13 protein-coding genes and 1 riboswitch are annotated in these 13,560 nt (G+C 53.5%); of the genes, 4 read left to right on the top strand and 9 right to left on the bottom strand.

The window, feature by feature from the left end; translation table 11 throughout:
• Window positions 1-83 precede the first annotated feature (83 nt).
• Window positions 84-184: riboswitch (yybP-ykoY riboswitch) on the bottom strand.
• A 197-nt stretch (window positions 185-381) separates the two neighbouring features.
• The 4 genes from FDW88_RS15955 to manX all read right to left on the bottom strand — a co-directional run bounded on the left by FDW88_RS15955 (window position 382) and on the right by manX (window position 3,587).
• Window positions 382-840 carry a DUF986 family protein gene (locus FDW88_RS15955; protein WP_115258242.1) on the bottom strand — a complete coding sequence of 153 codons (459 nt, stop codon included), beginning with the start codon at window positions 838-840 and terminating at the stop codon, window positions 382-384.
• Window positions 841-901: 61 nt separating this feature from the next.
• Window positions 902-1,753 carry a PTS mannose transporter subunit IID gene (locus FDW88_RS15950; protein ID WP_096756708.1) on the bottom strand — a complete coding sequence of 284 codons (852 nt, stop codon included), beginning with the start codon at window positions 1,751-1,753 and terminating at the stop codon, window positions 902-904.
• 12 nt (window positions 1,754-1,765) lie between these two features.
• The gene (locus tag FDW88_RS15945; protein WP_096756709.1) at window positions 1,766-2,566 is read right to left on the bottom strand and encodes a PTS mannose/fructose/sorbose transporter subunit IIC; all 801 of its coding nucleotides are present in this window, start codon (window positions 2,564-2,566) and stop codon (window positions 1,766-1,768) included.
• A gap of 58 nt (window positions 2,567-2,624) precedes the next feature.
• Window positions 2,625-3,587: a PTS mannose transporter subunit IIAB gene (gene manX, locus FDW88_RS15940; RefSeq protein ID WP_096756710.1), complete on the bottom strand. Its 963-nt coding sequence runs from the start codon at window positions 3,585-3,587 to the stop codon at window positions 2,625-2,627.
• 263 nt (window positions 3,588-3,850) lie between these two features.
• Here manX and FDW88_RS22840 point away from each other — a divergent pair, with 263 nt between their 5' ends.
• Together FDW88_RS22840 and yoaE are read left to right on the top strand one after the other, a co-directional pair.
• On the top strand, window positions 3,851-4,060 hold the full coding sequence (locus tag FDW88_RS22840) for a hypothetical protein (RefSeq protein WP_115258243.1): 210 nt from the start codon (window positions 3,851-3,853) through the stop codon (window positions 4,058-4,060).
• Window positions 4,048-5,607, top strand: coding sequence for a CNNM family cation transport protein YoaE (yoaE, locus tag FDW88_RS15935; protein WP_096756712.1), 1,560 nt, complete (start codon window positions 4,048-4,050; stop codon window positions 5,605-5,607). The genes FDW88_RS22840 and yoaE overlap by 13 nt, the downstream gene beginning before the upstream one ends.
• A 6-nt stretch (window positions 5,608-5,613) precedes the next feature.
• On the opposite strand, the gene FDW88_RS15930 is transcribed toward yoaE, so the two are convergent.
• The 4 genes from FDW88_RS15930 to pabB all read right to left on the bottom strand — a co-directional run bounded on the left by FDW88_RS15930 (window position 5,614) and on the right by pabB (window position 10,837).
• Entirely contained in the window at window positions 5,614-7,215 is a 1,602-nt protein-coding gene (locus FDW88_RS15930) for an EAL domain-containing protein (RefSeq protein WP_115258244.1), read from the bottom strand.
• A 130-nt stretch (window positions 7,216-7,345) separates the two neighbouring features.
• Window positions 7,346-8,710, bottom strand: a complete 1,365-nt coding sequence (gene sdaA, locus FDW88_RS15925) for an L-serine ammonia-lyase (protein ID WP_115258245.1) — start codon at window positions 8,708-8,710, stop codon at window positions 7,346-7,348.
• A gap of 183 nt (window positions 8,711-8,893) precedes the next feature.
• Complete coding sequence (locus FDW88_RS15920) at window positions 8,894-9,472, bottom strand: CoA pyrophosphatase (RefSeq protein ID WP_115258246.1); 579 nt, start codon at window positions 9,470-9,472, stop codon at window positions 8,894-8,896.
• A 3-nt stretch (window positions 9,473-9,475) separates the two neighbouring features.
• Window positions 9,476-10,837 (bottom strand): aminodeoxychorismate synthase component 1, encoded by a 1,362-nt coding sequence (gene pabB, locus FDW88_RS15915; protein ID WP_170974176.1) that lies wholly within the window; start codon window positions 10,835-10,837, stop codon window positions 9,476-9,478.
• Window positions 10,838-10,920: 83 nt separating this feature from the next.
• Here pabB and FDW88_RS15910 point away from each other — a divergent pair, with 83 nt between their 5' ends.
• Window positions 10,921-11,106, top strand: coding sequence for a YoaH family protein (locus tag FDW88_RS15910; protein WP_096756717.1), 186 nt, complete (start codon window positions 10,921-10,923; stop codon window positions 11,104-11,106).
• 6 nt (window positions 11,107-11,112) lie between these two features.
• On the opposite strand, the gene FDW88_RS15905 is transcribed toward FDW88_RS15910, so the two are convergent.
• Window positions 11,113-11,457 (bottom strand): RidA family protein, encoded by a 345-nt coding sequence (locus tag FDW88_RS15905; protein WP_096756718.1) that lies wholly within the window; start codon window positions 11,455-11,457, stop codon window positions 11,113-11,115.
• A gap of 142 nt (window positions 11,458-11,599) precedes the next feature.
• Here FDW88_RS15905 and FDW88_RS15900 point away from each other — a divergent pair, with 142 nt between their 5' ends.
• Complete coding sequence (locus tag FDW88_RS15900) at window positions 11,600-13,510, top strand: ATP-dependent DNA helicase (RefSeq protein WP_096756719.1); 1,911 nt, start codon at window positions 11,600-11,602, stop codon at window positions 13,508-13,510.
• Window positions 13,511-13,560: the final 50 nt, after the last annotated feature.

Genomic DNA, 13,560 nt, shown 5'->3' with positions numbered 1-13,560 from the left:
ATCACTGCCCCCAGTAACCATGCACGCCCAAACACGCAGTTCAGGAGACATGCATTGCAGTTGATGTGTCTATGGTCTCGCCTGACTGTATGTTTACAGTCCGTACGCGCCACGCCTTGCGACGAGTATGTTGACACGTACATTTCCGGAGTCTGGAAATCGGCTACTCCCCAATGACGGGCGCAACCTTAACATATTTTGAGAATATAAAACAAGAAACGGGTGGATATTATTTGACTTCTAATTGAAAACGATTTTCATTTAGATTTAATTGTCGATAATGCGTTAAATTAAATAACAAAAAGAGAACGTGAATATAGCCTGTGCTATGTTTGTTATACGTCAATATACAAATAACATAGTTCAGGCTATGTTTCTATATCATTGATTTGATATGAGAAGTTTATATATTCTCTCAAGGTCGTCTATATTTCGTACGCGGATCAGCAATCGCCGATGTTCTAATTGCATCACCAGTACGCCATCTTCCGACAAATTCATCTCTTTAATCCGGCTATATTCCACCCAAACATTGGCGAAGAAAAACCCTTTCTGTTTAAAGATGATTTTTGGCGTGCGGATCCAGAACAAATATATTCCCATCAATATCAGCGCACACAATAACCAGGTAGTGAATTGCGCCCCATGGCTGGTGACGTTGTTGTAGATGAGAATCGCGATCAATCCAATGAAGATAACGCTATCGACACGACTACGGGGCAGCAGGGGAACAGCAAGCAGAGTAGGGCCATTACGGCGGGGCATGATGAACTGATCGTAGATGGCAAACGCCAGCAGCGACAGGATAAAAAGAACCAGCACCAGGTCCGTGATAGTCATGAATCCTTAACCCTCTAAATAGAAAAACCGGGAGCAGAGCCCCCGGTATGGTATAGCAGTCTTACAGGCCGAGCAGGCCGACAGCGTAACCCGCGATACCGATGACGAAGAAGCCAACGATAATCCACAGAGCGTTCACTTTCTTACGCAGCAGCCACATACAGGCGAAGGTCAGCAGCAGCGGTACCAGGCCCGGCATCAGCTGGTCAAGGATGGTCTGCACGGTGGTTACGCGAGTCTGACCATCCTGACCGGTGATGGTGGAAACCACCAGCGGGATGTTCACGTGCGTCCACTTATTCACCAAGGCCCCCATGACAAACAGGCCGAGGATTGACGCCCCCTCAGTCAGTTTCTGTAGGAAGCCGCCGCCCATATCTTTAACGATATCGACACCTTTACGATAACCGTAGGCCACACCGTAGTAGCGTGTTGCCAGACGTACCGCGTTGAACAAGATGAAGAACAACAGTGGGCCTAGCAGGCTGCCACTCATCGCGATACCCGCACCGAGGGCGGCAAATACCGGACGCACGGTACCCCAGAAGATCGGGTCACCTACGCCTGCCAGCGGACCCATCAGACCGACTTTGATACCGTTGATGGCACCATCGTCAATCTCTGCACCGTTAGCACGCTGTTCTTCCATCGCCAGCGTTACGCCAAGAACCGGTGCCGCAACATAAGGATGGGTGTTAAAGAATTCCAGGTGACGCTTAATAGCCTGCTTACGCGCGTCGTTGTTCTCCGGGTACAAACGGCGAATTGCCGGTATCATGGAGAAGCAAAAACCCAGCGCCTGCATACGTTCGAAGTTCCATGAACCCTGGAACAGGTTAGAACGAAGGAACACGCCACGAATGTCACTCGGAGTGAGTTTTTTCTCGGTGGTAGTTTTAGTCATATCAACCATTTCGCTCACCTGCTAGTCCAGTTCGTTATCAAGGTCATTGTTGCCAGCAGCTTGCGCTGGCGCACCCGCTACGCGGTTATATTTCGGGCTCAGCTGAATGTAGAGGATGGCCATAACTGCGCCAATCACACCCAGTGCAACCAGGTTAAAGTTGGTAAATGCCGCGGTGACGAAACCGAGGTAGAAGAACGGCATCAGGTAGCCTGCGCGCATCATGTTGATGACCATCGCATAACCCACGACGACGATCATACCGCCCGCGATGTTCAGGCCGCCGGTGACCACTTCAGGGATGGCGTTGAGCAGGCCCTGGACTTCACTGGTGCCGACAGAAATCGCCACGATAACCGCAGGGATCGCGATACGCATTGCTTGCAGGAACAGCGAGGACACATGCAGCCAGGAGAGCGCCGTCAAGTTGCCGCTCTCAGCCGCCTTATCCGCAGCGTGCTGGAAGGCGACGGTGATGGTACGAACGATGATAGTCAGAACCTGGCCAGCTGCTGCCAGCGGGATAGCCAGCGCGATACCGGCACCGATGCTTTGGTGACCTGCGATAACCAGAACGGTAGAAATAATTGAGGCCAGTGCGGCATCTGGTGCAACGGCGGCACCGATGTTCATCCAACCCAGCGCTATCATTTCCAGGGTACCACCGATGATAATACCGGTTTTCATGTCCCCGAGAACGGCGCCAATCAGCGTACAGGCCACCAACGGACGGTGGAACTGAAATTCATCGAGTACCGACTCCATACCCGCGATACATGCGACGATGAACACCAGCACAATCTGAAGAGTGGTAATCTCCATTGTACTTCTCCTATTGCTATACAGACTTAAGTGTGAAAACTAAGTAAATGCCAGCGGGTTATTTCGCTTTGGCAATCAAATCCATCATTTTCAGTTTCTGATCGGTAGAAACCTTACGGGCTTCGAGTTCAATGCCGCGTGCGTTGAGTTTCTTGAAGGCTTCGATGTCTTTTTCATCAACGGAAATCGCGTTGTTAACCTGCGTTTTACCCTGACGGAAAGCCATGCCACCAATGTTTACCGAGGTGATTTTTACGCCACCTTCCACGACACGTTCAACATCGGTCGGGTTGGTGAACAGCAGCATCACACGATCGCCTGCATATTTCGGGTTGTTGTAGACGCGGATCATTTTCGCGACATCCACCACGTGCGCCGTTACGCCTGGAGGCGCAACCTGCGTCAACAGCGTTTTACGCACCGTATCTGCGGCAACTTCATCGCTGACGACGATAATGCGCGTGACGTTGGTTTCTTTGGTCCAGCGGGTGGCTACCTGACCGTGGATTAAGCGGTCATCGATGCGTGCGAGGCCGATGTGCATATAATCGTTCGGACCCATCGGTTTAGCCGGTGCCGCTGCTTTTGCTGCAGCAACTGGGGCCGGAGCGGCTTTTTCTACCGGTTTTGCTTTCAGCGCTTTCACGCCTTCGCTACCGGTTTCTACTGCCAGTGCGACTAATTCATCAAAGCTTGGGTTGTCATCACGCGCCATAAAGGTTTCGACCAGCATGGGAATGTTCACGCCAGCGATCACTTCGTAATGCTCTTTGTCGACGACAATGCGGCTCGCAGCGTTGAACGGGCTGCCTCCCCATGTATCAACGAGAAATAGCACGCCTTTACTGGTATCGAGTTTTGCCAACTGAGCGTTGTACTTTTCGATCAGCGTTTCAGCATTTTCGCCTGGAACGAAATCGATCCAGCCGACGTTTTCCTGCTCGCCTAACAGCATTTCTGCTGTTTTAAGTAACTGCTCTGCAGCCCAACCATGTGTGCCTATTACAATAGCAATGGTCACTTGCTACCTCCTTTATTATCGTTAACACATCGACAACGAGATGTATTTTGAATCGTCGTCCGCAAGCGAATCGATTCAGATAAGGGTTACAATGAAAAACCTATGATTTTCGTGAATTATTTTAGATATCGAAAAAAATAATTTATGTGATGAAGATCCGTAATTTAACTTCCGATTAAAAGAAATTTCGAAGAGTAAAATATCTCCGACACAACTTATTGCAAAGGAAGGTAAATCTTTGCTAAAAACCGGTTGTGTCTGTTATGTTTAGCATATATTTAATTAATCAGGAGTATAGGGCAGTAGCCCACCGTATGGATCGTCACCGACGTCATTTCACCTCGAGGCCGCTTAGCGCCTGTCAGTTTGGCACTTTTTGCCACACACTTTATCTGCATATTGCTTCAACGCCTGAGATGTCCAGGGCGCAGTTTAGCCATTCTTTGAGCAGGAGCTTGTCATGGAATTCTTAATGGACCCGCAGATTTGGGTGGGTTTGCTCACGCTTGTTGTTCTCGAAATTGTTCTGGGTATTGATAACCTGGTCTTTATTGCGATTCTGGCCGATAAGCTGCCGCCTAAACAGCGGGATAAAGCGCGTCTGATCGGGTTGTCGCTGGCGCTGATTATGCGTTTGGCACTGCTGTCCGTGATCTCGTGGATGGTGACGCTGACGAAACCGCTGTTCACGGTGATGGACTATTCGTTCTCGGGGCGTGACCTGATTATGCTGCTGGGAGGTATCTTCCTGTTGTTCAAGGCTACCACCGAACTGCATGAGCGGCTGGAAAACCGTGAGCATGATACCGGCCAGTCAAAAGGCTATGCGAGCTTTTGGGTTGTCGTGACGCAGATTGTGATCCTCGATGCGGTCTTCTCCCTGGATGCGGTGATTACAGCCGTCGGTATGGTGAACCACCTGCCGGTAATGATGGCGGCGGTGGTGATTGCGATGGCGGTGATGCTGCTGGCGTCCAAGCCACTGACGCGATTCGTGAACCAACATCCGACGGTCGTGGTGCTGTGTCTGAGCTTCTTGTTGATGATCGGTTTGAGCCTGGTAGCCGAAGGGTTTGGCTTCCACATTCCGAAAGGTTATCTGTACGCTGCGATCGGCTTCTCGATTATTATCGAACTGTTTAATCAGATTGCTCGTCGTAACTTTATTCGCCACCAGTCGACGCTGCCGCTGCGTGCACGTACCGCCGAGGCCATTGTGCGCCTGATGGGCGGTAAACGTCAGGCCGGTGTGCAGATGGAGTCTGACAACCCGGTGCCGGTACCCGTTCCGGAAGGGGCATTTGTTGAAGAAGAACGCTATATGATCAACGGCGTGCTGTCGCTGGCCTCACGTTCTTTGCGCGGCATTATGACGCCGCGTGGCGAAATCAGCTGGGTGGATGCAGATCTGAGCGTGGCAGAAATTCGTGAACAGCTGCTCTCTTCCCCACACAGCCTGTTCCCGGTGTGTCGTGGTGAACTGGACGAAATTATCGGTATCGTGCGGGCAAAAGAACTGTTAGTGGCCCTCGAAGACGGCGTAGATGTGGCAGCAATTGCCTCAGCGTCACCGGCCATCGTGGTCCCAGAAACGCTGGATCCGATTAATCTGTTGGGCGTGTTGCGTCGTGCCCGGGGCAGCTTCGTTATCGTTACCAACGAATTTGGCGTTGTTCAGGGTCTGGTGACCCCGCTGGATGTTCTGGAAGCCATTGCCGGTGAGTTCCCGGATGCTGATGAAACACCGGAAATCATCGCCGATGCGGGTGGCTGGCTGGTTAAAGGCGGTACCGATCTGCACGCTCTGCAGCAGGCGCTTGACGTTGATACGCTGGTGGACGAAGACGAAGACATTGCGACGGTGGCGGGGCTGGTTATCGCGGCTAACGGTCACATTCCGCGTGTTGGCGATGTGATTGAGGTTGCACCGCTAAGCATCACCATTGTCGAAGCGAACGACTATCGTGTGGATCTCGTTCGTATTGTTAAAGAGCAATCCGCTCACCACGAAGACGAATAATTTGGCCTACCGAAACGGCATAGCAGGCATGATATGCCCGTTATGCCGGGCGGGTGGTGGTGTACTACTGCCCGCCAGCCATTGAGGAAAATCGCGCAGCGGCATCGGCTTGGCATACAGAAATCCCTGCAATACATTCACGCCATGTCGCCGTAAATGCTGGGCCTGCGCCTGCGTTTCAACCCCTTCAGCTACCAGTTCAATATTCAGTTTTTTCCCCAGCGCGATGATGATGTCAGTAACGGTCGAATTGACGGCATCAGTCCCGATCGCAGAGGTAAAGGATTTATCAATCTTCAGTACATCCGGGCGCAACTTTTCCAGCCACGAGAGCGAGCTGTTGCCGGTACCGAAATCGTCAATGGCCAGTTTTACCCCCAGCCGGTGAAGTTCATGCACCAGTCTATAATCGACATCCAGCAGCGCGTCGCGCTCGGTCAATTCAATCACCAGTTGCTGGATGGGATGCTGACTGAACCAGTACTGATTAAGGTCTTTTAACAACATACCGTCACGAAAATGGCTGGCGGCGACGTTGATACCGATATGAAACTGGCTGCTCATTGGGAAAACGTGCCGTTGCTGAATGGTTTCTGCGATGACGTGACGAGTCAGGGGGACAATCAGATTGTGCTCTTCCGCGATAGGGATGAACACTTCAGGTGAAATCCAGCCCTGACGCGGGTTATTCCAGCGTAAGAGAATTTCAACGCCCGTACACTGCTGGGTGCTGGCGTTCAGTAGTGGCTGGCAAAATAGCTCAAACTCCCGTTCGGCGAGGGCCAGATTAATCTCCCAGGAAAAACTCATTCTGTTAGCGGTCGCCAGCCAGGCCAGATACCCGACTAATAAGCTGAGCATGACCGCTAACGGTAACTGGGTGGGCAGGTGTCTTAACGCCAGTTCGCTGGCTCCTGGTCCGCTAACGCTGATGGCAAAGGGGAAATGTTGTGATGAAAGTTGGTAGCGTTGTTCGCCGTCACTCTCTGGTAGCTTGTCGACGACGCCTTGTCCGTACAGCAGATGCCGCTTACCGATGGTTAAACTGGCATGTGTAATTTGCGGAGGCTGTGGTTCAAGCAGCATGCCCGACAATAATTCAATATTGACGATCTCCAGCACCCCATCTTCGCCATTGGCAGACGACGGATACCACTGCGTCAGAATAGGGCTGCCCTTAATGAGCGAATGATCGGTGGATAACAGTAGCTGCGGTTCGCGGCTGGGCAATTCAGGTTGCAGCTGCTTGATGGGCACATTGCGATAGCCAAAAATACTCGAACAATAGAGGATGCCACCCTGAACCAGGTTAATAGAGCGCACAGTTTGCAGTCTGGCGGCGTGCTTGCTCAGGGCTAAGCGCGCCACCGAGCAGGGCAGGCCAATTAACGGCAGCAGCACATCACGTCCGGTCCGCAACGGCAGCAGGATATCATCCAGCTCTTCTACAGCATGGTTAGCGAACGTGACGGTGGAGTGATGATTTAAATTACGCTCCGAAATAAATCGGACAGATAATGTAAGAATGAGCGTCAGTAGTGCACAAACTGTGCAGACGATTAAGCGATTACGGCGATAATTTTTGATGATCCGTTGTGCTGTTTGCATGCGGGCCGCCCGATAAGCCGTTGGTCACAGAAGCCAACAGCAACAGAGCAAGTGTAGTGGGGAAAATTACCGTAGACGAGGGAGGGGAAGCAAATTCGCCCATCCGTCGCAGATGGGCGAAAATTAAGTATTAGTCACACTGAACTTTGATCGCCAGGCCGCCGCGGGAGGTTTCGCGGTATTTGGCGTTCATGTCCTTGCCGGTTTCGTACATGGTCTCGATGACTTTATCCAGTGAGACGCGCGGGGCGCTGGTACGACGCATTGCCATACGTGCCGCGTTGATCGCCTTCACGGAAGCAATGGCGTTACGCTCAATGCACGGCACCTGGACCTGTCCGGCAACCGGATCGCAGGTTAAGCCGAGGTTGTGTTCCATACCGATTTCGGCAGCCACACATACCTGCTCCGGGCTCGCACCCAGTAACTCTGCCAGACCTGCTGCGGCCATAGAACATGCCACACCGACTTCGCCCTGGCAGCCCACTTCTGCGCCAGAGATAGAGGCATTCATTTTGTACAGCGCGCCAATTGCACCGGCCGCCAGGAAATAGCGGGTATAGATATCCGGGCTGACGGGCTCAATGAAGTGATCGTAATAAGCCAGAACCGCAGGCACGATGCCGCAAGCACCGTTGGTCGGCGCTGTCACAACGCGACCACCCGCGGCGTTCTCTTCGTTTACGGCCAACGCAAACATGTTCACCCAGTCGATCACGTTCATCGGATCGTTGGAGAGTTTGTCGCTGGAGACCAGCATACGACGCAGGGCAGAGGCACGACGAGGCACGCGCAGCGGCCCCGGCAGAATGCCTTCGGTGTTCATCCCACGATCGATACAGGCCTGCATGGTTTGCCAGACGTTACCAAAATACTCTTCAATTTCTTTTTTGCTGTGCAGCGCAAGTTCGTTCTGCATCACCATGCCAGAGAGCGACAGACCGGTGCTGTTGCAGTACTCCAGCATTTCAGCGGCAGATTTGAACGGATAAGGTACGCTGACCTCATTCGCCGCGTCCTGACCAAAGTGTTCTTCATCAACGATGAAACCACCACCAATGGAATAATATGTTTTGCTGTAAACAACGGTGTCACCGTTGTAGGCATGAATTTGCATACCGTTTTCATGCAGCGACAGGTTGCTGTTGCGAAAACGCATGCCGTCGTTTTGCGGGAAGTCGACTTCGTGTTGGCCCTGCGCAAGCAGCAGGCGTCCACGCGTTTCTACATCGCGGATAAATCCGGGAATGCTGTCGATGTCCACGGTCGCAGGCTCATAGCCTGCCAGACCCATAATAATGGCGATATCGGTGTGGTGACCTTTACCCGTGAGCGACAGTGAACCATACACGTCGACGGCAACACGAGTAACGCTGTCCAGTAATCCTTTTTCGACCAGGTCATCGACGAACTGTTTACCCGCCTTCATAGGTCCTACGGTATGGGAAGATGAGGGACCGATCCCCACCTTAAACATGTCGAATAGACTAATCACGATAATACTCCTACAGGGCGACTGGGCTTTCCAGTAACGATGTTATAACTGCGCATAGTGTAAGAGGGAACGCGGCGATCGGCTTAACTATTCACATGAATTAAACTAATAGATAACCGCGGTTTTACTAATGTTGTGACCGGCGTTTCAGGTTGTGTCTGCGGTGCGTAAAGATAAGTATAGTCAGGGCTTCACGCCAATTTGCAGCGCCAGCTCACGAATTATCCCGGCGGTCATTCCCCAGACGAAATAATGCTCATACCAGGAAAGCCAGACGCGATGCGAGTCACCCCGACGGTAGATATCTAAGGGGTGATAACGACCCAGATGCAACGCCTGCGCCAGCGGCATTTCGAATACTGCAGAGACTTCATCTTCGCTTGCACGATAGGGCAGATTAGGTGGGATAATACCCACCACAGGCGTGACCTGAAAACCGGTGACGCTATCCACCGGCGGCAGGACGCCAATCACCTCAACGCACGAAGGGGGAATGGCCACTTCCTCCTCGGCTTCTCGTAGCGCGGCGGCAATCAGCGACGCGTCGCTGCTGTCTACAGCTCCGCCCGGGAAGGCAACCTGTCCGGCGTGTTTACGCAAATGCACCGAGCGTTGGGTTAACAGCAATCCCGGCTGTGGGCGGCGAACGACCGGGATCAGCACGGCGGCCTGGCGCTGGTTTAACGCTTCATGATTGACCTGCGGGCGCAGGAGAAGAAAGCGCGATAAAAAGTCATCAAGCGTCAGGCTGCTGTTTTCCACGGTTCAGTTCTCCAGTTGGTGCAAAATACGGTTCACTTTATCAAACGTTTCCTGATATTCCGCGTCTTCCTGACTGTCCGCAACAACCCCACCGCCAGCCGAACAGTAAAGCTGTCCGTCGGTGGCCGTCAGGGTGCGGATGGTAATACTGGTATCCATATTGCCGCAAAAGCTCAGATAGCCGACGCTGCCGCACCAGGCGTTACGTCTGTGCGGTTCCAGTTCGTCAATAATTTCCATCGCCCGCACCTTTGGCGCGCCGGTAATGGAACCACCAGGGAAGGCGGCGCGCAGCAGATCCGTGGCGTGCAGCGATTCCGGCAAACGCGCCGTAATGGTGCTGACCAGATGGTGCACGGCAGGGAAGGGTTCGACAGCAAACAGTTCGGGAACCTTGACCGAACCCGGCACGGCAACGCGACCAATGTCGTTACGCATCAGATCCACGATCATCAGGTTTTCAGCACGATCTTTAGGTGAGTTTGCCAGTCTTTGCGCCTGCTGACGATCGGCATCTGGCGAGTCCAGTCGCGGCAGGGTGCCCTTGATGGGGCGCGTCTGGATCTGCCGATTTTCCAACTGAATAAACCGCTCTGGCGACAGGCTGAGGATTGCGCCTTCCTCAAGGCGGATAAACGCACTGAACGGGGCGCGGTTGGCCTGGTTGAGTCGCTCAAAGGCGAGCCACTCATCCCCCTGATACTGCGCCTGAAAACGCTGGGCAAGGTTGACCTGATAGCAGTCCCCGCTGTGCAGATAGCGCTGTACCTGGCGAAACTTTTCGCCGTACTGCGCGCGGCTCATATTGGATTGCCACGCTGACGTTAACATAAAGGGCTCATGCGTTGGCGCGCGCTGGCTTTCCAGCCAGTAGCGGCGGGCCTGCACATCACCGTGGCTGAGCAGCGACACGGTTTGCCGCTGGTGGTCGACAATCAGTGCCCAGTCGTAAATGCCAACTGCCATATCCGGCAGGGTGATATCACGTTCAGCGACATTTGGCAGCGCTTCGAAGCGTCGGCCCAAATCGTAGCCAAACAGGCCCAGCGCCCCTCCCTGGAAGGGAAGAACGGGATTATAATCGGGCCGTATTGCCAGTGAAGTTAGCGCCGAGCGTAACACCGTCATCGGGTCATCAGGCGTGTGCGTGATTCCGTCTTTGTCATGCACTGCGGTGTCTGCATCTCGCGTGACCAGCGTCATCACAGGATCGGCGACCAGAATATCAAAGCGATTATGCGGGTGGTCGGCGTGCCCCGAATGTAGCAGCATCGCCCACGGCAGATGGCTTAAGGTCGAGAAATAGCGTTCAGCGGCGTCCTGACGCCAGGGTAATGTAATTACTGCGGGAGATAACGTTTTCATCAGTCCTGACTCGTTACTACTTTACTGGCTTACTGCCCGGTAGCATGGGATAATTAGCGCAGACAATCTAGCAGGAGTTAACAATGTTTGCAGGTTTACCTTCACTCAGTCATGAACAGCAGCAAAAAGCAGTCGAGCGTATTCACGAACTGATGTCACAGGGGATGAGCAGCGGCGAAGCGATCACTCAGGTCGCGGCTGAAATTCGCGCCACTCATACCGGCGAACGGATCGTGGCGCGTTTTGAAGACGAGGACGAAGACGAGTAACGCTCGTTACACTGCGGCGATAATCTTGATCTCGACTTTGTATTTCGGGTTCATCAACCCGGCCTGTACGGTACAACGCACGGGCGCGTGACCGGCAACGACCCACGCGTCCCAGGCTTTGTTCATGGCGGCGAAGTCGCTTTTGTCCGTCAGGAAAATGGTCGCGTCAAGAATACGTGACTTGTTGCTGCCCTGTTTTTCCAGTACCGCATCAATTTGTGCCAGCGTGTTGGCCGTTTGTTCAAACGCGTCAGCATCCAGGTTTTCCGGTACGCCGGTGTAATACAACGTGTTGTTGTGAATCACCACGTCTGACCAACGATCCTCGGCATCAATGCGCACGATAGTCATAAATTATTCCTCATTTACGTTTTTATTTAATCGGTTTCTGTTGGCGACAAGACTGCCATAATGTTGTGCCCTCGTCACCTCTTCAACTGGCGAAAGACCCGCTGGCCTGACATAATCCCTGTTCAAATGAACAGGGGGTAGTGTGACGGACGATTTTGCAGCAGACGGTCAATTGGCTAAAGCGATACCGGGTTTTAAACCGCGTGAACCACAGCGACAGATGGCCGTCGCCGTCTCGCATGCCATTGAAAAATCACAGCCGCTTGTCGTCGAAGCCGGGACCGGGACCGGGAAAACTTACGCCTACCTTGCGCCTGCACTGCGCGCCGGTAAGAAAGTGATCATTTCTACCGGATCGAAAGCGCTGCAGGATCAACTCTACAGCCGCGATCTCCCTACCGTGGCAAAAGCGCTGAAATTTACCGGCAAACTGGCGTTGCTGAAAGGGCGCTCTAACTACCTGTGTCTGGAACGCCTTGAACAACAGGCGCTGGCGGGCGGTGACCTGCCGGTGCAAACCTTAAGCGACGTGATCCTGCTGCGCTCGTGGTCGAATCAAACCGTTGATGGCGATATCAGCACCTGCGTCAGCGTGGCGGAAGACTCGCACGCATGGCCGCTGGTGACCAGTACCAACGACAACTGTCTGGGCAGCGACTGCCCACTGTATAAAGACTGTTTTGTCGTTAAAGCGCGTAAAAAGGCCATGGATGCCGATGTGGTGGTAGTTAACCATCATCTGTTTCTCGCTGATATGGTGGTGAAAGAGAGCGGGTTCGGGGAGCTGATCCCGGAGGCAGACGTGATGATCTTCGATGAAGCCCATCAGCTACCGGATATCGCCAGCCAGTATTTTGGTCAGTCGCTTTCCAGTCGGCAACTGCTCGATCTGGCCAAAGACATTACCATTGCCTATCGCACCGAGCTAAAAGATACCCAGCAACTACAAAAGTGCGCTGACCGTCTGGCGCAAAGCGCGCAGGATTTCCGCCTGCAACTGGGCGAGCCGGGCTATCGCGGTAACCTGCGTGAATTGCTGGCCGATCAGCGCGTCCAGCGGGCATTTTTGCTACTCGATGACACGCTGGAACTGTGCTACGACGTAGCGAAGCTGTCGCTCGGACGTTCGGCGCTGCTGGATGCCGCGTTCGAGCGCGCCACGCTGTATCGCGCCCGCTTGAAACGCCTAAAGGAGATCAACCAACCGGGATTCAGCTACTGGTATGAATGCACTTCACGGCATTTTACGCTGGCGCTGACGCCACTCACCGTAGCGGATAAATTCAAAGAGGTGATGGACCAAAAACCGGGCTGCTGGATTTTTACTTCCGCTACGCTGTCGGTCAACGACGATCTCCGCCACTTTACCGCGCGACTGGGCATTGAACAGGCTGAATCAATGTTGTTGCCGAGCCCCTTTGACTACACGCGACAGGCGCTGCTGTGCGTGCCGCGCAATCTTCCGCAAACTAACCAGCCGGGGGCGGCGCGTCAGCTGGCCGCCATGTTGCGCCCCATTATTGAAGCTAACAATGGGCGCTGCTTTATGCTGTGTACCTCGCACGCAATGATGCGCGACCTGGCGGAACAGTTTCGTGCCACCATGACGCTCCCGGTCCTGCTGCAGGGGGAGACCAGCAAAGGGCAGCTATTGCAGCAGTTTGTCAGTGCGGGCAATGCCCTGCTGGTGGCGACCAGCAGCTTCTGGGAAGGTGTGGACGTACGAGGTGACACGCTATCGCTGGTTATTATCGACAAGCTGCCGTTTACCTCGCCGGACGATCCGCTGTTAAAAGCGCGTATGGAAGACTGCCGGCTGCGCGGCGGCGACCCGTTTGACGAAGTCCAGCTCCCGGATGCCGTGATCACGCTTAAGCAGGGGGTGGGGCGCTTGATTCGTGACGCTGACGATCGCGGCGTCCTGGTGATTTGTGATAACCGGCTGGTCATGCGACCTTACGGTGCGACATTCCTTGCCAGCCTGCCACCGGCACCCCGCACGCGTGACATTGCCCGCGCGGTTCGCTTTCTTGCCATACCAACGACTGAGTAATTTGTTACAGACTGTGCTAAGATACGCGCCAAATTTATTGATCTGATCAC

The sequence above is a fragment of the Citrobacter sp. wls829 genome, from assembly GCF_005280825.1.
Taxonomy (GTDB): domain Bacteria; phylum Pseudomonadota; class Gammaproteobacteria; order Enterobacterales; family Enterobacteriaceae; genus Citrobacter; species Citrobacter gillenii.
The sequence above is the reverse complement of the archived record's forward strand: the minus strand, read 5'-3'. Positions and strand labels throughout refer to the sequence as shown.